The sequence below is a fragment of the Helicobacter pylori FD535 genome (assembly GCF_000296015.2).
GTDB lineage: Bacteria > Campylobacterota > Campylobacteria > Campylobacterales > Helicobacteraceae > Helicobacter > Helicobacter pylori_CT.
Window position 1 is genome coordinate 1 of sequence record NZ_AKHP02000055.1, and the last position, 25,902, is coordinate 25,902.

Annotated in this window: 26 protein-coding genes and 1 pseudogene; 23 read left to right on the forward strand and 4 right to left on the reverse strand. The window is 39.9% G+C overall.

Annotation, left to right across the window (positions count from 1 at the left end):
• A partial coding sequence (locus tag DV63_RS15900; protein ID WP_020982475.1) for a TonB-dependent receptor occupies positions 1-1,908 on the reverse strand: 1,908 nt, incomplete at its 3' end.
• Between the two features lie 323 nt (positions 1,909-2,231).
• Between DV63_RS15900 and DV63_RS15905 the strand changes: the two genes are divergently transcribed.
• The 3 genes from DV63_RS15905 to DV63_RS15915 all read left to right on the forward strand — a co-directional run bounded on the left by DV63_RS15905 (position 2,232) and on the right by DV63_RS15915 (position 5,077).
• Complete coding sequence (locus DV63_RS15905; protein ID WP_000247361.1) at positions 2,232-3,749, forward strand: catalase; 1,518 nt, start codon at positions 2,232-2,234, stop codon at positions 3,747-3,749.
• 150 nt (positions 3,750-3,899) lie between these two features.
• Entirely contained in the window at positions 3,900-4,775 is an 876-nt protein-coding gene (locus DV63_RS15910; RefSeq protein WP_000828948.1) for a twin-arginine translocation signal domain-containing protein, read from the forward strand.
• Between the two features lie 86 nt (positions 4,776-4,861).
• On the forward strand, positions 4,862-5,077 hold the full coding sequence (locus DV63_RS15915) for a hypothetical protein (RefSeq protein ID WP_001206515.1): 216 nt from the start codon (positions 4,862-4,864) through the stop codon (positions 5,075-5,077).
• A gap of 56 nt (positions 5,078-5,133) precedes the next feature.
• Here DV63_RS15915 and DV63_RS15920 read toward each other — a convergent pair whose 3' ends face one another.
• Positions 5,134-5,463 (reverse strand): zinc ribbon domain-containing protein YjdM, encoded by a 330-nt coding sequence (locus DV63_RS15920; protein ID WP_001153346.1) that lies wholly within the window; start codon positions 5,461-5,463, stop codon positions 5,134-5,136.
• A 352-nt stretch (positions 5,464-5,815) separates the two neighbouring features.
• On the opposite strand from DV63_RS15920, the gene cdh reads away from it, so the two are divergent.
• The 15 genes from cdh (at position 5,816) to gmhA (ending at position 19,003) form a co-directional block, all read left to right on the forward strand.
• Positions 5,816-6,550 (forward strand): CDP-diacylglycerol diphosphatase, encoded by a 735-nt coding sequence (cdh, locus tag DV63_RS15925; RefSeq protein ID WP_000708986.1) that lies wholly within the window; start codon positions 5,816-5,818, stop codon positions 6,548-6,550.
• 208 nt (positions 6,551-6,758) lie between these two features.
• The gene (flgE, locus tag DV63_RS15930) at positions 6,759-8,915 is read left to right on the forward strand and encodes a flagellar hook protein FlgE (RefSeq protein WP_000946398.1); all 2,157 of its coding nucleotides are present in this window, start codon (positions 6,759-6,761) and stop codon (positions 8,913-8,915) included.
• 58 nt (positions 8,916-8,973) lie between these two features.
• A complete protein-coding gene (gene hypA / locus DV63_RS15935) occupies positions 8,974-9,327 on the forward strand; it encodes a hydrogenase/urease nickel incorporation protein HypA (RefSeq protein ID WP_000545280.1) in 354 nt (117 codons plus the stop codon).
• Between the two features lie 3 nt (positions 9,328-9,330).
• Positions 9,331-9,792 carry a nickel-binding protein Mua gene (gene mua, locus DV63_RS15940; RefSeq protein WP_001154776.1) on the forward strand — a complete coding sequence of 154 codons (462 nt, stop codon included), beginning with the start codon at positions 9,331-9,333 and terminating at the stop codon, positions 9,790-9,792.
• On the forward strand, positions 9,792-10,874 hold the full coding sequence (gene lpxB, locus DV63_RS15945; protein WP_001142194.1) for a lipid-A-disaccharide synthase: 1,083 nt from the start codon (positions 9,792-9,794) through the stop codon (positions 10,872-10,874). Before mua ends, lpxB begins: the two co-directional genes overlap by 1 nt.
• A gap of 40 nt (positions 10,875-10,914) precedes the next feature.
• Positions 10,915-11,409: a transcription elongation factor GreA gene (gene greA / locus DV63_RS15950; protein ID WP_001031346.1), complete on the forward strand. Its 495-nt coding sequence runs from the start codon at positions 10,915-10,917 to the stop codon at positions 11,407-11,409.
• Entirely contained in the window at positions 11,399-11,836 is a 438-nt protein-coding gene (gene dut / locus DV63_RS15955) for a dUTP diphosphatase (protein ID WP_000694155.1), read from the forward strand. The genes greA and dut overlap by 11 nt, the downstream gene beginning before the upstream one ends.
• The gene (locus DV63_RS15960; protein ID WP_001021846.1) at positions 11,833-12,489 is read left to right on the forward strand and encodes a tetratricopeptide repeat protein; all 657 of its coding nucleotides are present in this window, start codon (positions 11,833-11,835) and stop codon (positions 12,487-12,489) included. Before dut ends, DV63_RS15960 begins: the two co-directional genes overlap by 4 nt.
• Positions 12,490-12,493: 4 nt before the next feature.
• Complete coding sequence (gene pgbB, locus DV63_RS15965; RefSeq protein WP_020982476.1) at positions 12,494-14,125, forward strand: plasminogen-binding protein PgbB; 1,632 nt, start codon at positions 12,494-12,496, stop codon at positions 14,123-14,125.
• A 4-nt stretch (positions 14,126-14,129) separates the two neighbouring features.
• The gene (locus DV63_RS15970) at positions 14,130-14,801 is read left to right on the forward strand and encodes a type III pantothenate kinase (RefSeq protein ID WP_001111575.1); all 672 of its coding nucleotides are present in this window, start codon (positions 14,130-14,132) and stop codon (positions 14,799-14,801) included.
• Positions 14,792-15,535 (forward strand): sulfite exporter TauE/SafE family protein, encoded by a 744-nt coding sequence (locus tag DV63_RS15975; RefSeq protein WP_001178488.1) that lies wholly within the window; start codon positions 14,792-14,794, stop codon positions 15,533-15,535. The genes DV63_RS15970 and DV63_RS15975 overlap by 10 nt, the downstream gene beginning before the upstream one ends.
• Complete coding sequence (gene gmhB / locus DV63_RS15980) at positions 15,522-16,043, forward strand: D-glycero-beta-D-manno-heptose 1,7-bisphosphate 7-phosphatase (RefSeq protein WP_001095377.1); 522 nt, start codon at positions 15,522-15,524, stop codon at positions 16,041-16,043. The genes DV63_RS15975 and gmhB overlap by 14 nt, the downstream gene beginning before the upstream one ends.
• 8 nt (positions 16,044-16,051) lie before the next feature.
• Positions 16,052-17,044, forward strand: coding sequence for an ADP-glyceromanno-heptose 6-epimerase (gene rfaD, locus DV63_RS15985; protein WP_001268931.1), 993 nt, complete (start codon positions 16,052-16,054; stop codon positions 17,042-17,044).
• Positions 17,041-18,432 carry a D-glycero-beta-D-manno-heptose-7-phosphate kinase gene (gene rfaE1 / locus DV63_RS15990; RefSeq protein ID WP_000723191.1) on the forward strand — a complete coding sequence of 464 codons (1,392 nt, stop codon included), beginning with the start codon at positions 17,041-17,043 and terminating at the stop codon, positions 18,430-18,432. Before rfaD ends, rfaE1 begins: the two co-directional genes overlap by 4 nt.
• Positions 18,425-19,003, forward strand: coding sequence for a D-sedoheptulose 7-phosphate isomerase (gene gmhA / locus DV63_RS15995; RefSeq protein WP_000565137.1), 579 nt, complete (start codon positions 18,425-18,427; stop codon positions 19,001-19,003). The genes rfaE1 and gmhA overlap by 8 nt, the downstream gene beginning before the upstream one ends.
• 159 nt (positions 19,004-19,162) lie before the next feature.
• On the opposite strand, the gene DV63_RS16000 is transcribed toward gmhA, so the two are convergent.
• The gene (locus DV63_RS16000; protein WP_000862195.1) at positions 19,163-20,140 is read right to left on the reverse strand and encodes a GMP reductase; all 978 of its coding nucleotides are present in this window, start codon (positions 20,138-20,140) and stop codon (positions 19,163-19,165) included.
• Between the two features lie 248 nt (positions 20,141-20,388).
• Here DV63_RS16000 and DV63_RS16005 point away from each other — a divergent pair, with 248 nt between their 5' ends.
• A complete protein-coding gene (locus tag DV63_RS16005; RefSeq protein ID WP_020982477.1) occupies positions 20,389-21,990 on the forward strand; it encodes an ABC-F family ATP-binding cassette domain-containing protein in 1,602 nt (533 codons plus the stop codon).
• Positions 21,987-22,925, forward strand: a complete 939-nt coding sequence (locus DV63_RS16010; RefSeq protein WP_000804471.1) for a COG2958 family protein — start codon at positions 21,987-21,989, stop codon at positions 22,923-22,925. The genes DV63_RS16005 and DV63_RS16010 overlap by 4 nt, the downstream gene beginning before the upstream one ends.
• A gap of 8 nt (positions 22,926-22,933) precedes the next feature.
• Here DV63_RS16010 and DV63_RS16015 read toward each other — a convergent pair whose 3' ends face one another.
• Positions 22,934-23,620, reverse strand: coding sequence for a phosphatase PAP2 family protein (locus tag DV63_RS16015; protein ID WP_000230768.1), 687 nt, complete (start codon positions 23,618-23,620; stop codon positions 22,934-22,936).
• Here DV63_RS16015 and DV63_RS18570 point away from each other — a divergent pair.
• The 3 genes and pseudogenes from DV63_RS18570 to DV63_RS16025 form a co-directional block, all read left to right on the forward strand.
• Positions 23,614-23,820: pseudogene (locus DV63_RS18570) on the forward strand (hypothetical protein); the annotation flags it as partial. The gene DV63_RS16015 and the pseudogene DV63_RS18570 overlap by 7 nt on opposite strands.
• Complete coding sequence (locus tag DV63_RS16020; RefSeq protein ID WP_000428581.1) at positions 23,801-25,390, forward strand: type I restriction-modification system subunit M; 1,590 nt, start codon at positions 23,801-23,803, stop codon at positions 25,388-25,390. The pseudogene DV63_RS18570 and the gene DV63_RS16020, both read left to right, overlap by 20 nt.
• Positions 25,383-25,902 (forward strand): restriction endonuclease subunit S (locus tag DV63_RS16025; protein ID WP_020982467.1); only part of this gene is annotated, 520 nt, incomplete at its 3' end. The genes DV63_RS16020 and DV63_RS16025, both read left to right, overlap by 8 nt.

The following is a 25,902-nucleotide window of genomic DNA, read 5'->3' on the forward strand; positions in this document are numbered from 1 at the left end:
TAAATACCCCCTAGTGGTGGGCCAAGTGCGCGAGATCCCTACATTCAAACTCACGCCCTTGTATCTGAAAGTCCCACCCACTTCATAGCCATAAATCCTAATCGCTTGACTCAAATTGGTTACAATCAAATTTTGCGCGTATTGTGAGATGAAATTATCCAAAGCTTGATAAAACGCCGCAGCCCTCCCGCTAAAATACTGGCTTGAATAATCAATATTAAATTCAGCGTTAGAGCCCACTTCAGGCTTGATATTTTTAGCGTATCGCAAATCGTTTTGGCGCATATACACGCCATCTCCTGGCATAACCCCCCTTGTAACTTGAGAATAAGTGATTTTTAAAGATAGTGGCTCAATGGGGCTTAGCACAAGAGCCGCGCTAGGGCTAAAGCCTTGAGTGTAGCGGTGGTTCCAATCTTTATCATAAAGCGTGTAAGCGTCCCACCTTACCCCGGCTCCAAAAGTGATGATTTTATGAGGCGAGTAATTCGCTTGCACATAGCCTCCATAAATATTCCCGTTCGCTTTCCCTCTTTGGCACAGAGTGGGGTCATTGGGGTTATTATCCACAAGAGAGCAAGCGGTTTGTTTTTGCCCTTTATCGTCAGTATAGACTTGATTAGGCTTGTATAATTCTGATTTGGGGATGCGAGCGTCAAAAACGCTCAAATTTTGGTAGTTGAATCCGTATTCAAAAAGGCTGTCTGTGGCTTCATCAATCACATGCGCGACTTTAAGGTTTAAGCCGGTGTTATTTAAAAACAAATTCCTAGGCTGTGAGCTTGGTTTATCCACATCTGAAAAGCTTGGGGTGCAATACCCGCCTTCAACGCATGGGTAATTTTCTTTTTCCCATGCGCTCGCTTGAGAAGTGGGGAATCTAGCATAAACGCCATTAGGATCAAATAGGGGATCAAACTGAGCGTTTCTGATGCTTGTATAAAGGGTAAAATCTAATCGTGGGTCGCCAAAAGAATTTCCCGCTTCTCTTTTGTATTGTAAGGAAAGATTGTTAGCGCTATTAATAGAGTGATACATGTATCTTGTGAAACTATCTAACACATTAGGACACCCTTGAGCGCCATCAGGGCTAAAGGGGGCTTCACAAGGATAGGCTAACCCTATAGCGTTACTCCTTAAAGGGCGTGTAGCGTTATCTCGTGTCATGTTCCAACTGAAAGTGAGCGTGTCTCTGTCGCTCAAATAACCATTCATTTTAACTAAAGCGTTGTTTTGCTCGCTGGGAGTTCCTGGCTCTTTATCGGCTTGTGTGGGATTGAAAAGGTTTTTCATCGCTGTAGCGCCGCTTCTGTAATAGAAGATATTCTGGTGCGTGTAGTAAGCGATAATATCAAAATGCGCACTCTGATAGGCCGATCTGAAAGTCTCTCGATCGCCAAAATTGGTATAAAAACTCACCGCCCCGCTCGCTGCATAATTTTTCCCCCTAGGGATAAAATCAGCCGCTCCTTTAGTCTCCATTTTAATCACTCCCGCAATCGCTCCTGGCCCTGCGCTCGCATTAGCCGCGCCTTTGGTAACTTCCACGCTTTTGAGCATGCCAGGGTCAATCACGGTGTTGCCTTGGTGGTGGTAGATATTGCCATTTTGCGCAGCCCCATCCACCGTAACCCTTAAAAGCCTGTCTTCAATGCCTCTCACATAGATTTTCTGCCCCATCACGCTCCCTCCGCCCACATTCACATCAGGGTTAGTCCTAAACAAGTCTTTGACTTCATTGCTTTGGCGTTGATCCAATTCTTTAGAAGTTACTTTAAACTCATTGTTGTAGGTGAAAATCCTTTTAGCTTGGGTGGTAACCTTATTTAAAGTGCGCTCCTCGCTATAACAAGTCTCAGCGAGTAGGGGGAGACACAAAACATGCCTAATATATGGTCTTAAAAACATCCAACAACTCTCCTTAATCTAAAAATTCAAAAAATAAAAATCAAAAAAAAAAAAAAACAAAATCCATCAACGCGTTGAGATAGAATAGTATGATAATTATTATTAAAACCAGATTAAAAATAAAATTTTGTTTTTAATCTTTCTTATTTTCATTAATTGTTACAAATAGAAATACTTAAGGGGGTTTTTTATTCTTAAAAAAAGGATTTTTTAAGGAAATTGAATCTTGTTAGTCTTTGTATAACAAATTATGTAATAATCACCACAAGTAATCGGCTTAGTGTCAGATTACGAAGTTTTGAAACCAAATAAAGGAAAGAATTATGGTTAATAAAGATGTGAAACAAACCACTGCTTTTGGTGCTCCCGTTTGGGATGACAACAATGTGATTACGGCTGGCCCTAGAGGTCCTGTTTTATTACAAAGCACTTGGTTTTTGGAAAAGTTAGCGGCATTTGACAGAGAAAGGATTCCTGAAAGGGTAGTGCATGCTAAAGGAAGCGGAGCTTATGGCACTTTCACTGTGACTAAAGACATCACTAAATACACTAAAGCGAAAATCTTCTCTAAAGTGGGCAAAAAAACAGAATGCTTTTTCAGATTTTCTACTGTGGCTGGTGAAAGAGGTAGTGCGGATGCGGTGAGAGACCCTAGAGGTTTTGCGATGAAGTATTACACTGAAGAAGGTAACTGGGATTTAGTAGGGAACAACACGCCTGTTTTCTTTATCCGTGATGCGATCAAATTCCCTGATTTCATCCACACTCAAAAACGAGATCCTCAAACCAATTTGCCTAACCACGACATGGTATGGGATTTTTGGAGTAATGTTCCTGAAAGCTTATACCAAGTAACATGGGTTATGAGCGATAGAGGTATTCCTAAATCTTTCCGCCACATGGATGGTTTTGGCAGCCACACTTTCAGTCTCATCAACGCTAAAGGTGAACGCTTTTGGGTGAAATTCCACTTTCACACCATGCAAGGCGTTAAGCACTTGACTAATGAAGAAGCCGCAGAAATCAGAAAGCATGATCCCGATTCCAATCAAAGGGATTTATTCGATGCGATCGCTAGAGGGGATTACCCAAAATGGAAATTGAGCATTCAAGTGATGCCAGAAGAGGATGCTAAGAAGTATCGATTCCATCCGTTTGATGTAACTAAAATTTGGTATCTCCAAGATTATCCGTTGATGGAAGTGGGCATTGTAGAGTTGAATAAAAATCCTGAAAACTATTTCGCAGAAGTGGAGCAAGCGGCATTCACTCCGGCTAATGTCGTTCCTGGAATTGGCTATAGCCCTGATAGGATGTTACAAGGGCGCTTGTTCTCTTACGGAGACACACACCGCTACCGCTTAGGGGTTAATTATCCTCAAATACCGGTCAATAAACCAAGATGCCCGTTCCACTCTTCTAGCAGAGATGGTTACATGCAAAACGGGTATTACGGCTCTTTACAAAACTATACGCCTAGCTCATTGCCTGGCTATAAAGAAGATAAGAGTGCGAGGGATCCTAAGTTCAACTTAGCTCATATTGAGAAAGAGTTTGAAGTGTGGAATTGGGATTACAGAGCTGATGATAGCGATTACTACACCCAACCAGGTGATTACTACCGCTCATTGCCAGCTGATGAAAAAGAAAGGTTGCATGACACTATTGGAGAGTCTTTAGCTCATGTTACCCATAAGGAAATTGTGGATAAACAATTGGAACATTTCAAGAAAGCTGACCCCAAATACGCTGAGGGAGTTAAAAAAGCTCTTGAAAAACACCAAAAAATGATGAAAGACATGCATGGAAAAGACATGCACCACACTAAAAAGAAAAAGTAACCCTTTTCTTTAAGCGTTCTTATTTTTTAGGAATGCCTTGTCTTTCAAAATTTAGGTTTTTGGATACTTATCAATCCTTTAGGGTTGGTGGTGTATCCTATTTTTTCATTCATTCAACGAATTTAAAAATTACAATAAAGAGTTATAGTTATGAAACGAAGGGATTTTATTAAAACGACTGCTTTAGGTGCTACAGGTGCTGTTTTAGGAGCACAGATTTTGCAGGCAGAAGAAAGCAAAGGGAGTGTTGCAAAATATAAAATAGAAGCTCAATACAGCATTGATTTTGATTCTGCAGAACACACTTCGCTTTTCATTCCCATGCCGAGTGTTGTGGCGAGCAATGTGCATTTACAAGGCAATCATGCCAGCTATAAAAGCATGCTCAATTTTGGAGTGCCTTATTTGCAAGTGGATTTTTTAAAAAGCGCTCAAAAAAAGCAAGTCCATTTGTCTTATGAGATCGCTAGCTATCAATTGAATGAGCGTTTGTTTGAAACGAGCGATTTTGTAGCAATGGGGCGTTATGAAAGAGACGATGCGAGCGTGGCTAGCATTGCCAACCAGCTCAAGGGAACAACCCCTAAAGAAAGCGTTCGTAATTTTTATGCGTTTATCAAGCATGAGATGCCTAAGAGACAGAAGGCTTTAGAGGGTAAAGAAAATTTATCCAAGCGTGAGAGTTTGCCTTGGTTTGCAACCATTTCAAAAGAGAGCATGTTTGTGTCCTTATGCCATGCGTGTGGGATTAAAAGTGCTGAAGTGCAAGGCTTGAAATTGGCTCAAAACAGCGTGGTGAAAAACGCTTCTAGGGTGGAAGTGTATTTGAAAGATTCATTTCTAGCGTTTGATTTTCAAAATAATCACAGGGAAGTTTTTATTCCGTTGAATCGCCATAAAGACATGCAGTTAGATTCTGCCTTATTGGCGACTTTTGGCGATGCCTTTGCCCTTGTGGATGGTAGGGATTTAGGCAATTACGAGAGCAAACTTTTTGAAAAAAGAGTGTCCTATACGATTGTCTAAAGGCATGAAATTTAGGAATATTTCTTGGTAGTGAGCTTTCCTTTTTAGGGAGAGTTTGCAAAAAGGGTTTATAAAGGGTTGTCTTTATGCGAGAATTTTTTAAGAAACTTGGTGCAGAATACGCTTCTAAGCTGTTTTTGGTTTATTGGCTTAGATGGATGTTGAGCGCGTTGGTGATGCTACCTTTTATGGAGATTTTTTATTATTTCAATTTTCCGTTGTGGCTCAATCTTTTCTTGGGGCAAACCATTGGGGCGGTGATTTTTTTCAAGCTGGATAAGTTGATTTTTTCTAAAAAATGACTTTATAAGCTCAAAAAGCCACTAAGCTTCTCTCACTCTTAAGCTTTTGTATTTTCCTAAGCTTTTTTGAGGAATTCAGATTTTAAAGACAGGTTCTGCCCTTCTATTTTACAATCCACATTGTGATCGCCATTGACAAGTTTGATATTTTTGATTTTAGTGCCTTTTTTAAGCACTAAAGAGAAGCCTTTAACCTTTAAATCCTTAATGAGAATGACAGAATCTCCATTTTGTAAAAGATTATTGTGGCAATCTTTAACGATCAATTCTTCATCATTAATTTCATTTTCATTCCATTCATACAAACAGCTAGGGCAAATTAGTTGCGCGCCATCATGGTAGGTGTAGGCGTCGTTGCATTTAGGGCATGGGGGTAAATCTTGCATGATAATCGTCCTTATTGTGGTATCAGTGTGATGATATTACCTGAATCAAGGTTATAAAACGCTTTATTTTGGTAAGTATCAACCCCATAAGATCGCATGACAAAAAATTACCACCTGCTTAGCGCAAGATATTTAATATTTTAAAAAATTCTTTTAGCTTTTTTTAATGCTATCAATTTAAATTTTTTCTAGTTAGTATTCAAAAAGCTCTTTTTAAAAATAGGTTACTAAATGTTACTAATAAGTTAAAATTCGTTAAAATAATCATAATGATTAAAGCTTTTAACCACTATTGTAGAAAAATAACAAGAGGGTTTGTAAAAACTCCCATTAAAAACAAGGAGCAAAAAAGATGAAAAAAGCGGGCTTTCTTTTTTTAGTGCTAATGGCTATCGTTGTTATGAGTTTAAGCGCTAAAGATCCGAATGTGTTGCGTAAGATTGTTTTTGAGAAATGTCTGCCTAATTATGAGAAAAATCAGAATCCTTCGCCATGCATAGAAGTCAAACCCGATGCTGGGTATGTGGTTTTAAAAGATATTAACGGTCCGTTGCAATACTTGTTGATGCCAACAACTCACATCAGCGGTATTGAAAGCCCTTTATTGCTTGATTCTTCCACGCCTAACTTTTTTTACTTATCCTGGCAAGCACGCGATTTTATGAGTAAAAAATACGGCAAACCCATTCCTGATAGTGCGATCTCTTTGACGATTAACTCTCATAAGGGGCGATCGCAAAACCATTTTCATATCCATATCTCTTGCATTAGCCTTGATGCGCGCAAACAGCTGGATAATAACCTAAAAAAAATCAACAGTCGCTGGTCGCCATTATCAGGTGGCTTGAACGGGCATAAATATTTGGCGCGTCGGGTAACAGAGAGCGAATTAGCGCAAAAAAGCCCATTTATCATGCTCGCTAAAGAAGCGCCTAATGCGCACAAACGCATGGGAGACTATGGCTTGGCGGTGGTGCAACAAAGCGATAACTCCTTTGTCTTGTTAGCGACACAATTTAACCCATTGACTTCCAATCGTGCTTCAGCCGAAGAGATTCAAGATCACGAATGCGCGATTTTGCGTTAAGGCGGGTTAGATTCTTAAGCTTGAGCGATAACCTTTAAAAAGCGTTATGGGGGTAGCGTTACAAAACCCCCTATCCCCTTATGAATTTGACCGATCTTTTTGATTAACAAAACTTTAAAATCCGCAACCAATCGTTCTAAAAAGCTATTTAGGAACAACTTTTGCTTTATTTTGCATAGATTGAATTTCTTTAAATTAAAGGATAACCATGCTTAGGTCTTTATGGTCTGGTGTCAATGGGATGCAAGCCCACCAAATCGCTTTGGATATTGAGAGTAATAATATTGCGAATGTGAATACCACTGGGTTTAAATATTCTAGGGCTTCTTTTGTGGATATGCTCTCTCAAGTCAAACTCATCGCTACCGCACCCTATAAAAACGGGTTAGCAGGGCAGAATGACTTTTCCGTAGGGCTTGGGGTAGGCGTGGATGCGACGACTAAAATCTTTTCACAAGGCAATATCCAAAACACAGATGTCAAAACCGATCTAGCGATTCAAGGCGATGGCTTTTTTATCATTAGCCCTGATAGGGGGATCACGCGCAATTTCACTAGAGATGGGGAATTTCTTTTTGACTCGCAAGGGAGTTTGGTTACTACTGGCGGGCTTGTGGTGCAAGGGTGGGTGCGAAACGGGAGCGATACCGGCAATAAAGGGAGCGATACGGACGCTTTAAAAGTGGATAACACAGGCCCTTTAGAAAACATTAGAATTGATCCGGGAATGGTGATGCCAGCTAGAGCGAGCAACCGCATTTCTATGAGGGCGAATTTAAACGCTGGAAGGCATGCCGATCAAACAGCGGCGATATTTGCTTTGGATTCTTCAGCCAAAACCCCTTCAGATGGCATCAATCCGGTGTATGATTCAGGCACGAATCTAGCTCAAGTCGCCGAAGACATGGGATCTTTATACAATGAAGATGGCGACGCTCTTTTATTGAATGAAAATCAAGGGATTTGGGTGAGCTATAAGAGCGCGAAAATGGTCAAAGACATCCTCCCTTCTGCAGAAAACAGCACGCTTGAGTTGAATGGGGTTAAGATTTCTTTCACGAACGATTCAGCGGTGAGCAGGACTTCAAGCTTAGTGGCGGCTAAAAATGCGATCAATGCGGTCAAAAGCCAAACAGGGATTGAAGCTTATTTGGACGGCAAGCAATTGCGTTTGGAAAACACCAATGAATTAGACGGCGATGAAAAGCTTAAAAACATTGTGGTCACTCAAGCCGGAACCGGGGCGTTCGCTAACTTTTTAGACGGCGATAAAGATGTAACGGCTTTCAAATACAGCTACACGCATTCTATCAGCCCTAATGCGGATATTGGGCAGTTTAGGACCACTGAAGATTTGCGTGCATTAATCCAGCATGACGCTAATATCGTTAAAGACCCTAGCTTGGCGGACAATTACCAGGACTCAGCCGCTTCTATAGGGGTTAGCGTCAATCAATACGGCATGTTTGAAATCAATAATAAAGACAATAAAAATGTCATTAAAGAAAATCTTAATATCTTTGTGAGCGGGTATTCTTCAGACAGCGTAACGAACAATGTTTTGTTTAAAAACGCGATGAAAGGGCTTAATACCGCTTCTTTGATTGAAGGGGGAGCGTCAGCGAGCAGTTCTAAATTCACCCACGCTACGCATGCGACAAGCATTGATGTGATAGACAGCTTAGGCACTAAACACGCTATGCGCATTGAATTTTATAGGAGTGGGGGAGCGGAATGGAATTTCAGGGTGATCGTGCCTGAGCCTGGGGAATTAGTAGGGGGGTCAGCGGCTAGGCCTAATGTGTTTGAAGGGGGCCGTTTGCGCTTCAATAACGACGGATCGCTTGCGGGCATGAACCCGCCTCTTTTGCAATTTGATCCTAAAAATGGCGCTGATGCCCCCCAACGCATCAATTTAGCCTTTGGTTCCTCAGGGAGTTTTGACGGGCTAACAAGCGTGGATAAGATTTCTGAAACTTATGCGATTGAGCAAAACGGCTATCAAGCGGGCGATTTGATGGATGTCCGTTTTGATTCAGACGGGGTGCTTTTAGGAGCGTTCAGTAATGGCAGGACTTTAGCGCTCGCTCAAGTGGCTTTAGCGAATTTCGCTAACGATGCGGGCTTACAGGCTTTAGGCGGGAATGTCTTTTCTCAAACCGGAAACTCAGGGCAAGCCTTAATCGGTGCGGCTAATACGGGGCGTAGGGGTTCGATTTCAGGATCTAAACTGGAGTCTAGTAATGTGGATTTGAGCCGGAGTTTAACGAATTTGATTGTGGTTCAAAGGGGGTTTCAAGCGAACTCTAAAGCGGTAACCACATCCGATCAAATCCTTAACACCCTATTGAATCTTAAGCAATAAGCTAAAAGATTACTCTAATACAATATAATAGGGGCTAATTTAAAGATTAAGGTTTAGTATGCATGAATACTCGGTCGTTTCTTCTTTAATCGCTCTTTGCGAAGAGCATGCGAAGAAAAATCAAGCCCATAAGATTGAAAGAGTCGTGGTCGGTATTGGTGAAAGAAGCGCTATGGATAAGAGCTTGTTTGTGAGCGCGTTTGAGACTTTTAGAGAAGAATCTTTGGTGTGTAAAGACGCTATTTTAGACATTGTAGATGAAAAGGTTGAATTAGAATGCAAAGATTGCTCGCATGTTTTTAAGCCTAACGCACTAGATTATGGGGTGTGTGAGAAATGCCACAGCAAGAATGTTATTATCACTCAAGGCAATGAAATGCGTTTGTTGTCTTTAGAAATGTTAGCGGAATAACCGATGCAAGAAGAATTGAACGCTTACCAGCAAGAAATTAAAGACACTAGAGAAGTTTTAAAAAAGATCCGTTTGGAATTGAAGCAAGTCCAAGAAATCTTGCGTAAGAAAAAAAGCGCTTTAAAAGGTTTGAAGCAAGAAATCTATCAAAAAAAATCAGAAAAAGAAAACTCCCACTCCAACAAAAAAACACAAAACACAGAAGAGGATGTGATTTTCCCTAAAGCCCTTGAAGAAGTGGAGATTTACACTAATAACAATCAGGTTATAATGGCAAAACCAAGCAAGCGCGTGTTTGATGAGGGGATTTATTTGCAATATCGCAGCGTTTTGCGCGAAAACAGGTTTTTAAAAAACCATCTCTCTAAAAAAGATTTTGAAAATTCGCTACTCAAAATTGAATTAAGGGATTTGCATAAAGAGATCAAGCTCTATCAAGTCCAAAACCTTTTGAAAGACAAATAATGCCCACGATTTTAGTGAGCGCTTTAGAAGCGAGCTCTAATGCGCATTTAGAGGAATTACGCCAAAATTTGCCTAAAGATTATCGTTTTATTGGCGTGTTTGAAAGCAAAGAGGCGCTCTATAGCCCTAGGGAATTTTCTGTCATGGGTTTTAGAGATGTGATAGGCCGTTTGGGGTTTCTACTCAAAGCCCATAAAGAAATGGTCCAATTAGCCAAACAAGCGGATATGGTGCTTTTAATGGATTCTTCTTCTTTCAATATCCCCCTAGCCAAAAAAATCAAAAAACAAGATCCGCATAAAAAAATCATGTATTATATTTTACCGCAAGTTTGGGCATGGAAAAAATGGCGTGCTAAAAGCCTTGAAAAATACTGCGATTTTTTGGGAGCGATTTTGCCTTTTGAAGTGGGCTATTACCAAAAAAAAGCCCAATATGTAGGACACCCTTTATTAGATGAAATTAAATATTATAAAAAAGATATTAAGGGCGAAACTCTAGTGTTTATGCCAGGAAGCCGAAAAAGCGAAATCGCTAAAATGTTCCCTTTGTTTGTCAAAGTGGCTCAAATTTTAGAACAAAACGAAGGGTTTAAAAGGCGTGTGTTGGTCGTGCCGAGTTTCTTTAAGGGGTTGGATTTGAAAGCCCTTTATGGAGAAGACATTCAATTATTTGAAATTTCTTATGATGCGCATAAGAGTTTGTTTGAAGCGGAGTTTGCGTTCATTTGCAGCGGCACAGCGACTTTAGAGGCCGCTTTGATTGGCACGCCTTTTGTGCTAGCGTATAGGGCTAAAACGATGGATTTTTTGATCGCTAGAATGTTGGTCAATTTGCATTATATAGGTTTAGCGAACATCTTTTATAACGCCTTAAATGATGAGACTCCAGGGCTTGGGGAGAGCCAATTGCACCCGGAATTGATCCAACATTTTTTGAGCGTAGAGGGTTTGTTAAAAGCGTATAAAGAAATGGACAGAGAGCGCTATTTTAAAGAAAGTTTGAGATTAAGGGAATATTTAGCCAGTGGGAGCGCGAGAAAAATCGCCGAAGAGATGGCTTTTTTGCTGAATTTAACTTAATTTTTACTATAATCTCTACTGAATAAGCTTAGGAGATTAAATGAATAAAGAACCTATGAGTATGCATGGATACAATAAGATTTGTGCGGAATTAAAGCAATTAAAAGAGGTGGAACGGCCTAATATTGTGAAAGAAATTGATATTGCTAGAGGGCATGGGGATTTGAAAGAAAACGCTGAATACCATGCCGCTAAAGAAAAACAACGCTTCATTGAAGCGAGGATCGTGGATTTAAGCGAAATTGTCGCTAACGCTCAAGTGATTGATCCGAGCGTTTTGGTTCATAATAAAGTGAGTTTTGGCAGCACGATTAAAATCCTTAATTTAGACAACGATAAAGAATTTTCTTATACGATAGTAGGGAGCGTGGAGAGCGATCCAGCTAAAGGGTTGATCTCTTTTGGTTCGCCGATCGCTAAGAGCTTAATAGGTAAGAGCAAGGGCGATGCGGTGAGTATTCAATTGCCTAATGGCGAGAGCGATTTTGAAATTTTAGACATTTATTATAAAGAGATTTGTTTTGATGAAAATTAAAATCCAAAAAATCCACCCAAACGCCCTTATCCCTAAATACCAAACCGAGGGTTCTTCAGGCTTTGATTTGCATGCTGTAGAAGAGGTAATGATCAAACCTCATAGCGTGGGGTTGGTGAAAATAGGGATTTGTTTGTCTTTAGAAGTGGGGTATGAATTACAAGTGCGCACCCGTAGCGGTTTGGCTTTGAATCATCAGGTGATGGTGTTAAATTCTCCTGGCACGGTGGATAATGATTATAGGGGCGAAATTAAGGTCATTTTAGCGAATTTGAGCGATAAAGATTTTAAAGTTCAAGTAGGGGATAGGATCGCTCAAGGGGTGGTTCAAAAAACTTATAAAGCCGAATTTATAGAATGCGAACAATTAGATGAAACTTCAAGGGGTAGTGGGGGGTTTGGCAGCACAGGAGTGAGCAAGGCATGAATATTAAGGAAAATTTAGAGCAAGTTAAAAACGAATTCAAAAGCGATGAAAAGCTTTTAGAGGGGGCGTTTAGATTAGAAAAGTTTTTCAAACGCTACAAGTGGGTGTTGTTGTTTATCGTGGTGGCTTTTATCGCTTATTTAGGGGATACAAAATTACAAGATTATAAGCATGAGCAAACGAAAGAGCGGATCACTCAAATTTATAATGAAGTGCTAGAGAGCCCTAATAATATAGCCTTGCAAAAAAGATTGAAAGAAGTCGCCCCAGAGTTGTATGATTTGTATCAATTCGCCAGAGCGAGTGAAAGAAACGATGCAAACGAGTTTAAAAAACTTTCGCAATCTTCTAATGAAATTATCAAAGCGTTCGCCAAATATTCTTACGCATCGCTTTCTAGAGATAAAAACCTGCTTGAAAAAAGCCCCATTCTTAAAGAAATGAGCGCTTTACAAGAAGTGAACTTGTTGTATGAAGAAAATTCTAAAGACGCAATCAAAAAAGCGCATCAAAGTTTATCCACTATCCCTCTAAGTTCTTCACTCTATGCTATAATCTCTGTTTTAAAACATTATGGCGTGTTAGAAGATATTCAGCAAAACCCTTCCAAACCAACCAATCTAAAAAAAGAAACCATTCAAGGAACGCATTGATTTGATGAATAAACCATTTTTAATCTTACTCATAGCCCTAATTGCCTTTAGCGGCTGTAACATGAGAAAATACTTCAAACCCGCTAAACACCAAGTTAAAGGCGAAGCGTATTTCCCTAACCATTTGCAAGAAAGTATCGTTTCATCTAATCGTTATGGAGCCATTTTGAAAAATGGAGCGGTTATAGGCGATAAAGGTTTAACGCAGCTAAGAATCGGTAAGAACTTCAATTACGAAAGCAGTTTTTTAAATGAGAGTCAAGGGTTTTTCATCCTTGCGCAAGATTGTTTGAACAAGATTGATAAAAAAACAAGCAAAAGCAAGGCGGCTAAGACTGAAGAAACGGAATTGAAATTAAAGGGCGTTGAAGCGGAAGTCCAAGATAAAGTCTGTCATCAAGTGGAATTGATTAGCAATAACCCTAACGCCAGCCAACAATCTATCGTTATTCCTTTGGAGACTTTTGCCTTGAGCGCGAGCGTTAAAGGGAATCTTTTAGCGGTGGTGTTAGCGGACAATTCAGCGAATTTATACGACATCACTTCTCAAAAATTGCTTTTTAGTGAGAAAGGTTCCCCGAGCACCACGATCAATTCTTTAATGGCGATGCCTATTTTTATGGATACGGTCGTGGTGTTCCCCATGCTAGATGGGCGCTTGTTGGTCGTGGATTATGTGCATGGAAACCCTACGCCCATTAGAAACATTGTTATCAGCAGCGATAAGTTTTTTAACAATATCACCTACCTTATCGTAGATGGCAATAACATGATCGCTTCTACAGGGAAAAGAATACTCTCAGTAGTGAGCGGTCAAGAGTTCAACTACGATGGGGATATTGTAGATTTGCTTTATGATAAGGGGACTTTATACGTGCTCACGCTAGACGGGCAGATTTTGCAAATGGATAAGAGTTTGAGGGAATTAAACAGCGTGAAACTGCCCTTTGCTTCGCTCAATACCATTGTATTGAATCATAATAAATTGTATTCTTTAGAAAAGCGCGGGTATGTGATAGAGGTGGATTTGAATGATTTTGATTCGTATAATGTCTATAAAACGCCAACTATAGGCAGTTTTAAGTTTTTTTCATCCAATCGTTTGGATAAAGGGGTGTTTTATGATAAAAATCGGGTGTATTATGATCGCTACTATTTAGATTATAATGATTTTAAACCCAAACTTTATCCCGTTGTGGAAAAACCGGCATCTAAAAAATCTCAAAAAGGCGAAAAAGGAAACGCTCCCATTTATTTGCAAGAAAGGCATAAAGCTAAAGAAAAGCCTTTAGAAGAAAACAAAGTTAAGCCAAGAAACAGCGGGTTTGAAGAAGAAGAAGTTAAAACCAGAAGGCGCGATATGGAGCCTATTAACAATCAAAATAACGCTATCCAAAAAGGCATAAAAGAAAGTCAAGAAAACAAAAACGCTCCTGTTTCAAAAGAGGATAACGCTATTAAAGAGGCGCCAAAGCTCAGCCCTAAAGAAGAAAAACGCCGCTTGAAAGAAGAAAAGAAAAAAGCCAAAGCCGAACAAAGGGCGAGAGAATTTGAACAAAGAGCGAAAGAGCAACAAGAAAGAGATGAAAAAGAGCTTGAAGAAAGAAAAAAAGCTTTAGAAATGAATAAGAAGTAGGCCTATGCCAGCTAGGCAATCTTTTACAGATTTGAAAAACCTGGTTTTATGCGATATAGGCAACACGCGCATCCATTTCGCGCAAAACTATCAGCTCTTTTCAAGCGCTAAAGAAGATTTAAAGCGTTTGGGTATTCAAAAGGAAATTTTTTACATTAGCGTGAATGAAGAAAATGAAAAAGCCCTTTTGGATTGTTACCCTAACGCTAAAAATATTGCAAGATTTTTTCATTTAGAAACCGACTATATAGGGCTTGGGATAGACCGGCAAATGGCATGTTTAGCGGTAAATAATGGCGTGGTGGTGGATGCTGGTAGTGCGATTACGATTGATTTAGTCAAAGAGGGCAAGCATTTAGGAGGGTGTATTTTGCCCGGTTTAGCCCAATATATCCATGCGTATAAAAAAAGCGCTAAAATCTTAGAGCAACCTTTCAAAACCTTAGATTCTTTAGAAGTTTTACCCAAAAACACTAGAGACGCTGTGAATTACGGCATCATTTTGAGCGTCATCTCTTGTATCCAGCATTTAGCCAAAAATCAAAAAATCTATCTTTGCGGGGGCGATGCGAAGTATTTGAGCGCGTTTTTACCCCATTCTGTTTGCAAGGAGCGTTTGGTTTTTGACGGGATGGAAATCGCTCTTAAAAAAGCAGGGATATTAGAATGCAAATGACGCACAATTTGAGTTTTTTGGGCATGTTTTTAGCCGCTTTGAGCATGTCTTTAGGGCATTGTGTGGGCATGTGTGGGGGGATTGTGAGCGCGTTCAGTCAAATAAGATTTTCTAAAGTTACAAGCTTTTCTTACCAGCTCACTTGCCATGCCCTTTATAATTTAGGGAGGATCAGCACCTACATGCTCTTAGGGGCTATAACGGCAGGTTTGGGGCATAGTCTTAGCGTGAGCATGGGTTTTAGGGGTGTTTTATTCATCAGCATGGGGATTATTTTGATCTGTTTAGCGTTGCTAGGGGCAAGAATGGAAAAATTAAGCTTTCAAATCCCTTTCATCTCTTTTTTGATGAAAAAAACCTTGCAATCTCAAAACATTCTAGGGCTGTATTTTTTAGGCGTGTTGAACGGGTTTTTACCTTGCATGATGGTGTATTCGTTTTTAGCGAGTGTGATTCTCAGTCATAGCGCGTTTATGGGAGCGATGCTGGGCCTTTCTTTTGGGCTTGGCACCAGCGTGCCGTTGTTTTTAATAGGGATTTTTTTAAGCAAAATTTCCGTTTCTTACAGGAAATTTTTCAATCTTTTGTCAAAAATTTTAATGGGGGGTTTTGGGCTTTATGTCCTTTATATGGGGATCATGCTCATTAACCACAAAATGCCCCATGCTATGCATCATCAAAATAGCACCACTCAGCATGATCATAAAGGAATGCATGCGCATGAACACCAATAAAGCCCTTTTTTTGGACAGAGACGGCATTATTAATATTGATAAAGGCTATGTGAGTCAAAAAGAAGATTTTGAGTTTCAAAAAGGGATTTTTGAATTGCTAAAGCATGCGAAATTTTTGGGCTACAAACTGCTTTTAATCACCAACCAATCTGGGATCAACCGGGGCTATTACACCCTTAAAGATTTTGAAAACCTCACCGAATACCTCCAAGAAAGCTTGCTCAAAGAATTAGGTTTTAATCTGGATGGCGTCTATTTTTGCAGGCACGCCCCAGAAGAAAATTGCGCTTGCAGGAAGCCAAAGCCCTCTTTGATTTTACAAGCCGCTAAAGAGCATCAAATTTGCTTGGAACAATCTTTTATGATAGGCGATAAACAGAGCGACATGTTAGCCGGCTTGAACGCTAAAGTTAAAAATAACCTTTTATTGGCCGCAAATTTTGTAAAAACTTCTCATTCTTGGATACAATGTCAAAATCTTAAAGAGATGACCAATTGGATTAAATAAGGATAGTGATGCGTTATATTGATGATGAGTTAGAAAATCAAACCATTTTAATCACCGGTGGGGCTGGCTTTGTAGGCAGTAATTTAGCCTTTTATTTTCAAGAGAACCACCCTAAAGCTAAAGTAATCATTTTAGATAAGTTTCGCAGTAACACGCTCTTTAATAATAACCGCCCCAGTTCTTTAGGGCATTTTAAGAATTTAATCGGTTTTAAGGGTGAGGTGGTTATAGCTGATATTAACAACCCCTTAGATTTAAGGCGTTTAGAAAAATTGCATTTTGATTATTTGTTCCACCAAGCCGCTGTTTCTGATACGACCATGCTGGATCAAGAATTAGTGATGAAAACCAATTATCAGGCTTTTTTAAACCTTTTAGAAATCGCTCGCTCAAAAAAGGCTAAAGTGATTTACGCTTCTTCAGCGGGCGTTTATGGCAACACCAAAGCCCCCAATGTGGTAGGATCAAACGAAAGCCCTGAAAATGTTTATGGCTTTTCCAAGCTTTGCATGGACGAATTTGTCCTCTCCCATTCCAATGACAATATTCAAGTGGGCTTAAGGTATTTCAATGTCTATGGGCCTAGGGAATTTTATAAAGAAAAAACCGCTTCTATGATCTTGCAACTCGCCTTATGCATAATGGCGTTTAAGGAAGTCAAGCTTTTTGAATTTGGCGAGCAATTAAGGGATTTTGTCTATATTGAAGACGTGATCCAAGCGAATGTGAAAGCGATGAAGGTTCAAAAGAGCGGGGTTTATAATGTGGGTTATTCCCAAGCCAGAAGTTATAATGAAATCGTTAGCGTTTTAAAAGAGCATTTAGGGGATTTTAAAGTAACTTATATCAAAAACCCTTATGCTTTCTTCCAAAAGCACACCCAAGCGCACATTGAACCTGCTATTTTGGATTTAGATTACACCCCTTTATACGATTTAGAAAACGGTATTAAAGATTATTTGCCCCATATCCATGCGGTTTTTAAAGAACAGCACGCATGAAAAAAATCTTAGTCGTGGGCGATCTGATCGCTGATTATTACCTGTGGGGGAAGAGCGAACGCCTTTCGCCTGAAGCCCCTGTGCCTGTTTTAGAAGTCAAAAAAGAGAGCAAGAATTTAGGCGGAGCGGCTAATGTGGCTAATAATCTCATTTCTTTAAAAGCTAAAGTTTTTTTATGCGGGGTAGTGGGCGATGATTTAGAGGGCAAGCATTTCATTAGCGCTTTAAAAACAAGGGGGATTGACACTTCAGGCGTTTTAACAGATAAAACCCGTTGCACCACGCTCAAAACGCGCATCATCGCGCAAAACCAGCAAATCGTGCGCGTGGATAAGGAAATCAAAGACCCCTTAAACGCTGATTTAAGAAAAAAACTTTTAGATTTTTTCACAGAAAAAATCCAAGAAATGGATGGCGTTATCCTTTCAGATTACAATAAGGGCGTGTTGGATTTTGAACTCACTCAAACAATGATCGCTCTAGCCAACCAACACCACAAGCTCATTTTATGCGACCCTAAAGGGAAGGATTATAGCAAATATTCTCATGCGAGTTTGATCACGCCTAATCGCGCTGAATTAGAGCATGCGCTCCATTTGAAGTTGGACAGCCATGCGAATTTATCAAAAGCGCTCCAAATCTTAAAAGAAACTTATCAAATCGCTATGCCTTTAGTCACTTTGAGCGAACAAGGTATCGCTTTTTTAGAAAAGGGCGAGCTAATCAATTGCCCCACTATCGCTAAAGAGGTTTATGATGTAACCGGGGCAGGCGATACGGTGATCGCGTCTTTAACGCTCTCTTTATTAGAGTCGATGAGCCTAAAAGAAGCTTGCGAGTTTGCCAATGCGGCGGCGGCCGTGGTGGTGGGTAAAATGGGGAGCGCGTTAGCGAGTTTAGAAGAAATCGCTTTGATTTTAAACCAAACGCACCCTAAAATCCTCCCTTTAGAAAAGCTGTTAGAAACTTTAGAACACAACCAGCAAAAAATCGTTTTCACCAATGGCTGTTTTGACCTCCTCCATAAAGGGCATGCGAGCTATTTGCAAAAGGCTAAAGCTTTAGGGGATATTCTCATTGTGGGGTTAAATAGCGATAATTCCATTAAAAGGCTTAAAGGGGATAAACGCCCCATAGTGAGCGAAAAAGACAGAGCGTTTCTTTTAGCGAGTTTGTCTTGCGTGGATTATGTCGTGGTGTTTGAAGAAGACACGCCAATCAAATTAATTCAAGCCCTAAAGCCTGATATTTTAGTCAAGGGAGCAGACTATCTCAATAAAGAAATCATAGGGAGCGAGTTTGCTAAAGAAACCCGCTTGATGGAGTTTGAAGAAGGTTATTCCACAAGCGCTATCATAGAAAAAATTAAAAGGACATGCAATGATTGATGGTTTAATAAAAAAAGAATTTTTAGCCCATAAGGAAGCGTTAGAAAAAAGTTTAGAGGGTTTGCAAGAAGCGTTAAAGCAAAGCGTTCATCTTTTGATAGAAACTTTAGAAAATCAAGGGAAAATCCTTATTTGCGGTAATGGGGGGAGCGCGAGCGATGCGCAGCATTTTGCCGCTGAATTGACCGGGCGCTATAAACTGGAAAGGAAAGGCTTGAGCGCCTTAAGTTTAAGCACGGATACCTCAGCCCTCACCGCCATTGCGAACGATTATGGTTATGAAGAAGTGTTTGCCAGACAAGTAGAAGCGTTGGGGGTAAAAAACGATGTTTTGATAGGGATTTCTACAAGCGGTAATTCCAAAAATGTCCTAAAAGCTTATGAAAAAGCCAAAGATTTAGGGATGAAAACGCTTAGTTTAGCGGGGCGTGATGGGGGGAAAATGAAGCCTTTAAGCGATATGGCTTTGATTGTCCCTAGCGATGACACCCCACGAATCCAAGAAATGCACATTCTTATGATCCACATCTTATGCGATTGCATTGAAAGGCATTTCGCTCATAAAAATTAAATTCAAAGGCTATGCGCTTGAATTTAAAAAGAAAATGATCCTACGAGATGAGAATAAAAAAAGGATTACAAAACAACAAAAATCCAAGTCAAAGCGAATCGCTTGAAAAACAAGTTGAAGGCTATTTTTTCTGCCTTTGCTTTCGTTTCATCAATTTTTTTAGATTGCGTCCCCGTTGAAAATTGAATTTTTTACAATGACATAATCAACTTTTCGAATCGCTTCAAGATCTCTCCCGCCTGCATAAGAGATTGAAGATTGCAAATCTTGATGCATTTCAATCAGCGTATCTTTTAATGATCCTTTATGTTGGATCCAAATTTTCTTACCTTCAACATTTTTCTTTTCACCTTTTTGGAACTCTGATGCCGAACCGAAATATTCTTTATATGCGATACCATTTTCTATTTTTGTTTCTCCAGATGATTCTTCATGCCCTGCAAAAAGCGAGCCAATCATGACCATTGTCGCGCCAAAGCGTATGGATTTCGCAATATCGCCATGCGTGCGGATGCCACCGTCTGCAATAATCGGTTTTCTTGCTGCTTTAGCGCACCATCTAAGAGCCGCTAGTTGCCAACCACCCGTACCAAAGCCTGTTTTGATTTTAGTGATACACACTTTTCCAGGTCCAATGCCAACTTTCGTAGCGTCCGCACCGGCATTCTCTAATTCACGGACTGCTTCTGGCGTGCCAACATTCCCGGCAATCACAAAAGCTTCTGGCAAATGCGTTTTGATGTGTTGGATCATTTCAATGACAGAATTTGAATGGCCATGCGCAATATCGATCGTGATATAATCTGACGCTAATCCTTGTTTGGCTAATTCTTCTATTAAAAGATATTCTTCCTTTTTCACCCCAACACTGATGGAACTGATCCATTGGCGCTCTTTCATTTTTTTGACAAACGGGATTCTTGTTGCTCCATTAAAACGGTGCATGATATAGAAATAGCCATTTTCTGCTAGGAATTCTGCGATCGAGTCGTTGATGATTGTTTGCATGTTTGCTGGGACTACGGGCATTTTAAATGCGTGTTTACCTAAGGTAACGGTCGTATCGCACTCTGAACGGCTATTCACAATGCATTTATTAGGAATGAGCTGAATATCTTCGTAATCAAACACTTTCAATGACACAATCCTTTTGATGTTCATATAGGGTAAAATGCGAACATTATTTGATTTTAAGCATTATTTTTAAGCACCTTTTGTAATCTATCTTAATTTGAATAAAAAATCAAGAGAAAAAATTAAATAAACTCGGACAAGATTTGGGCGTCAAAGACCCTACAGATAACCATAATAAGAAAAGGATACAATATTGTAAAGAAAACGCTACAATAAGCTTTCTCTGATCACAAAAATAAGGAAATCATAAGATGCTGCAAACCATCAACTTAACGCAACGCTATGCGACTAAAAAATTGTTTGAAAATGTGAATATCAAGCTGGATAAAAACAAGCGCTACGGGCTGATTGGGGCTAATGGGGCAGGAAAATCCACTTTTTTAAAGATTTTGAGCAAGAGCATTGATTGTAGCAGTGGGGAAGTCATCATCACAAGCGGGATGAGAATGGGGGTTTTAGGGCAGGATCAATACGCTTTTGAGGATTTGAGCCTTAAAGATGCAGTTTTGATAGGCAATAAGCGTTTGTATGACGCTATCAAAGAAAAAGAGCGCTTATACACCGAAGGCGATTTGAGCGATGATAAAGTGAATGCCAGATTAGGGGAGTTAGAAACCATTTGCGTGGAAGAAGATCCCATGTATGAATGCGAAGTGGTGACTGAAAAAATCCTAGAAGATTTAGGCATTCCTAGCTCTAGGCACAACGATTTGATGAAAACCTTGCCAAGCAGCGATAAATTTAAAATCCTTCTCGCTCAAGTTTTATTCCCTAAACCGGATATTTTGCTTTTAGATGAGCCGACCAACAACCTGGATTTAAACGCTATTGAATGGCTAGAAAACAACCTCAAACGCCATGAAGGCACGATGGTGGTCATCAGCCATGACAGGCATTTTTTGAATGCGGTATGCACGCATATTTTGGATTTGGATTTTTACAGCGTGCGCGAATTTAGCGGGAATTATGACGATTGGTATATCGCTTCCACTTTGATGGTTAAACAGCAAGAGGCCGAACGCAATAAAAAGCTCAAAGAAAAAGAAGAGCTAGAAAAATTCATCGCTCGTTTTAGCGCTAACGCTTCTAAAGCCAAGCAAGCCACCAGCCGCCAAAAACAACTGGATAAATTAGACATTCAAAATTTAGCGGTATCTAGCAGGAGGGATCCTAGCATTATTTTTAAACCCAAACGCACCATTGGTAATGAAGCTTTAGAGTGCGAAAACATCTCTAAAAGTTATGACGGGCAAATTATTTTAAATCAAGTGAGCTTGAAAGTGATGCCTAAAGATAAAATCGCCCTCATAGGGCCAAACGGCGTGGGTAAATCCACGCTTTGTAAAATTTTAGTAGAAGAGTTAAAGCCAGATACAGGCGTGGTGAAATGGGGAGCGACCGTTTCAAAAGGCTATTTCCCTCAAAACGTGAGCGAAGAAATCAGCGGGGAAGAGACCTTGTATCAATGGCTTTTTAATTTCAATAAAAAGATTGAAAGCGCAGAGGTGAGAAACGCTTTAGGGAGGATGCTTTTTAATGGCGAAGAGCAAGAAAAGTGCGTGAACGCTTTAAGCGGGGGCGAAAAACACCGAATGGTTTTATCCAAGCTCATGCTAGAGGGGGGGAATTTCTTAGTCTTAGACGAGCCAACCAACCACCTGGATTTAGAAGCCATCATCGCGCTAGGTGAAGCGCTTTTTAAATTTGATGGGGCAGTGATTTGTATAAGCCATGACAGAGAGCTTATTGATGCTTACGCCAATCGGATCATTGAATTAGTCCCAAGCCCTAAAGGCGCTTCAATCATTGATTTTAAAGGCAGTTATGAAGAGTATTTAGCGGGCAAAAAATGAAACCACGAGATATTGAAATCATTCAAAGCGTTTTAGAAGCGATTAAAGAGCCTATTAAGGTTACTGAGATTTATCATAAAGCCAAAGCACTTTTTGAAGAAGGCAAGATTGAAAACATGTTTGATTATGGGGGCGAAACTCCAGATCAGACTGCTAGTTCTTATATTTATACAGCCTTAAACAAGGGCGAAGAGCTGCCTTTTTGTAAGGTGCAAGAAAAACCAGTTTTAATCTCTTTAAAAGGCACGGCTAAAGAGTTGGTTTTAAACGCTCAAAAGCCAAGCGTTCCAAGCGTTAAAATCGCGCATGAAAGAAATTTGCACCCTTTTTTAACTTACATGGCTATTAATAATGAAAATTTGAAATGCTACACGAAAACCATTTTTCATGAAGGAAGCTTGAAATCGCCAAAAGGCATGGACAGGTGGCTTTATCCGGACATGGTGGGGGTTAGGTTTTTGCACGCTGAATTGTCTAATGAAAATTTAATCGCTTTTTCTAAGAAATTTGACACTTTACCCATTAAACTGGTGAGCTTTGAATTGAAAAGAGAAATTAGCGTGAATAATTGCAGGGAGTGTTATTTCCAAGCGATTTCTAACAGCTCTAATGAGGGGTATTTAGTGGGGCATCATATCAATACGCATAATTCTAAACTCATGGATTTATTGAAGCGTTTGCATGCGAGTTTTGGGATTGGCGTGATTGATTTGAGGACTGATGAGGATAAAAGCGCTATTTTATTGAACGCTAAATACAAAGAAAAGATTGACTACACCGTGGCTTTAGAGCTTAGCGACAAAAATGAAAAATTCAGCGGTTTTTTAAAGAGCGTTGTGGATTATGACCCAAAATCCCCAGAGCGCTTTAAAAATGAATTTGATGGGATCAAAAAGAAAGAGGAGTTATACCCTAACCCATCACTTTCTTTTTAAAAAACGCTTCAAGCGGCTTTATAAGGGCGTTTCAAAAACCCTAAATAAAGCGCTAAAGAGCAGCACGACCAAGCAATCCCTAATAAAAACCCTCCTAAAACATCGCTAGGGTAATGCACCCCTAAATAAACCCTGTCATACGACATTAAAACAATCCAAAAAAGTAAAATGATAGTGCCAATCGTTTTAATGCGGTTGTTTGCGTTAGAATAGCATAGCAACAACGCCAAAGAGCCGTAAAAAAGCGCTGAAGCTAAAGCATGCCCGCTAGGGAAACTAAAGCCGTGTGCAAAAACCAATTCGCCATTGGTTACAGGCCGTGGGCGCGCCACTAAAAGTTTAAGGGATTTTAAGGTGAATTCACCTAATAAGATGCTAAAGAAAAACCACACCCCCAAAGCGATGCGTTTTTGAAGCCCAAACCACAAGCCAATGAGTAAGGCTATAGGAGTGGTGAGCTTGCTTTGCGCAAACCATGTGCTAAAAAACACGAAAGAAAGCCACGCGCTCCCTTGAATGGGGGCAGGGTTACGGATCAAGTCTATAAAAAATAAATCCAATTGTTGCACCCACTCTTTTTGAAAAGCCACCCCGCTTATCATTATGCCAAACAGAATAAAAAAGACCACCCCAATAATCCCAAGCGTTTTAGCCGCTTTTTTTTCTCTTGTGCTGATTGTTCTGTCAAATACCATTCAAACCCCTTTTAAAAAATGACTTTAAAAAAAAGGTGATTATAGCTTATTTACCCCACAAACGCACACAAAACGCAAGGAATAAAAAAATAATATTCTTTGCTATAATGAAACCTTTAAAGGGTGCGCGCCCAACGCCAAACAAAACCGCCAATCAAAACAAAAAAGGGGCTTATTATCATGGAAAACAAAAACACTCAAGCGGATACATATTCATCATTAGAGCGCAACGAATTGCACAACACCATTTGGAAAGTGGCTAATGAATTGAGAGGTTCAGTGGATGGCTGGGATTTTAAGCAATACGTTTTAGGCATTCTTTTTTACCGCTACATTTCAGAAAACATGACTCATTACATCAATAAAGAAGAGCGAAAGCGCGATCCGAGTTTTGATTACGCTAATTTAAGCGATGAAGAGGCCGAAGGCGCAAGAAAAGGCCTTATTGAAGAAAAAGGCTTTTATATCCCGCCAAGCGCTTTATTTTGTAATGTACTCAAAAACGCGCCCACTAACGAGGATCTCAATGTAACCTTACAAAATATTTTCACCGAAATAGAAAAATCCAGCCTGGGGTTTAAATCCGAAGAAAATGTCAAAGGCTTGTTTGCGGATTTAGATGTCAATAGCAATAAATTAGGGAGCTCTCATAAAACTAGGGTTGAAAAATTGACTAAAATCCTTCAAGCCATAGGGGGCATGCAATTAGGCGACTACCAAAAAAGCGGGATTGATGTTTTTGGCGACGCTTATGAATATTTAATGACCATGTATGCGAGCAATGCCGGCAAAAGCGGAGGGGAATTTTTCACCCCCCAAGAAGTGAGCGAACTGCTCGCTAAAATCGCCCTGCACAACCAAGAAAGCGTCAATAAGGTTTATGACCCGTGCTGTGGGAGCGGATCGTTACTCTTACAATTTTCTAAAGTGCTGGGCGATAAAAACATTTCAAAAGGGTATTTCGGGCAAGAAATCAATTTGACCACTTACAACCTTTGCCGCATCAACATGTTTTTGCATGACATCAATTACTCTAAATTCCACATTGCGCATGGGGACACGCTTTTAGACCCAAAGCATGAAGACGATGAGCCTTTTGATGCGATCGTTTCCAACCCTCCCTATTCCACTAAATGGGCGGGCGATAAAAACCCCATTTTGATCAATGATGAGCGTTTCAGCCAGGCCGGTGTGTTAGCGCCCAAAAACGCCGCCGATCTCGCTTTCACCATGCACATGCTTTCTTATTTGTCCAATCAAGGCACTGCTGCGATCGTGGAATTTCCCGGGGTGCTTTATAGAGGGAACGCTGAAGCAAAAATCAGAGAGTATTTAGTCAAAAATAATTTCATTGACTGCGTGATCGCTTTGCCAGACAACCTCTTTTTTGGAACGAGTATCGCTACTTGTATTTTAGTGCTTAAGAAAAACAAACAAGACGACACCACGCTTTTTATTGATGCGAGTAAGGAATTTGTCAAAGAAGGCAAGAAAAACAAGCTCAGAGAACACAACCGAGAAAAGATTTTGCAAACCTATATTGAAAGGAAAACCATCAAGCACTTTTGCGCCCTAGCCGATATTGAGAAAATCAAAGAAAACGATTACAACCTGTCTGTGAACCGCTATGTGGAGCCAGAAGACACTAAAGAAATTATTGACATTAAAGCGCTTCAATTTGAAATTTCTCAAATCGTAGCCAAACAAAGCGCTTTAAGGAATAGCCTTGAATCCATCATTAGCCATTTAGAAGGGGGGCAAAATGCATAAAATAGAAAAACTGCTCCAAACTTTAGCGCCTAAAGGGGTGGAGTTTAGGAAATTGGGGGAGGTGTGTGAAATAATTAGAGGTAAAAGGGTTACAAAAAAAGAAATATTAGATAAAGGAAAATATCCCGTTGTATCTGGTGGAATAGGATTTATGGGATATTTAAATGAATATAACAGAGAGGAAAATACAATTACTATAGCTCAATATGGAACTGCCGGATTTGTCAATTGGCAAAATCAAAAGTTTTGGGCAAATGATGTTTGTTTTTCTGTCATTCCAAAAGAAACCCTAATCAATAGATACCTTTATTATGTATTAACAAACATGCAAAATTATTTATATTCTATTTCAAATAGAAGCGCTATACCTTATAGCATTTCTAGTAATAACATTATGCAAATAACAATCCCCATCCCACCCCTAGAAGTCCAACAAGAGATCGTTAAGATTTTGGACGCTTTCACAGAATTAAACACAGAATTAAACACAGAATTAAACACAGAATTAAACA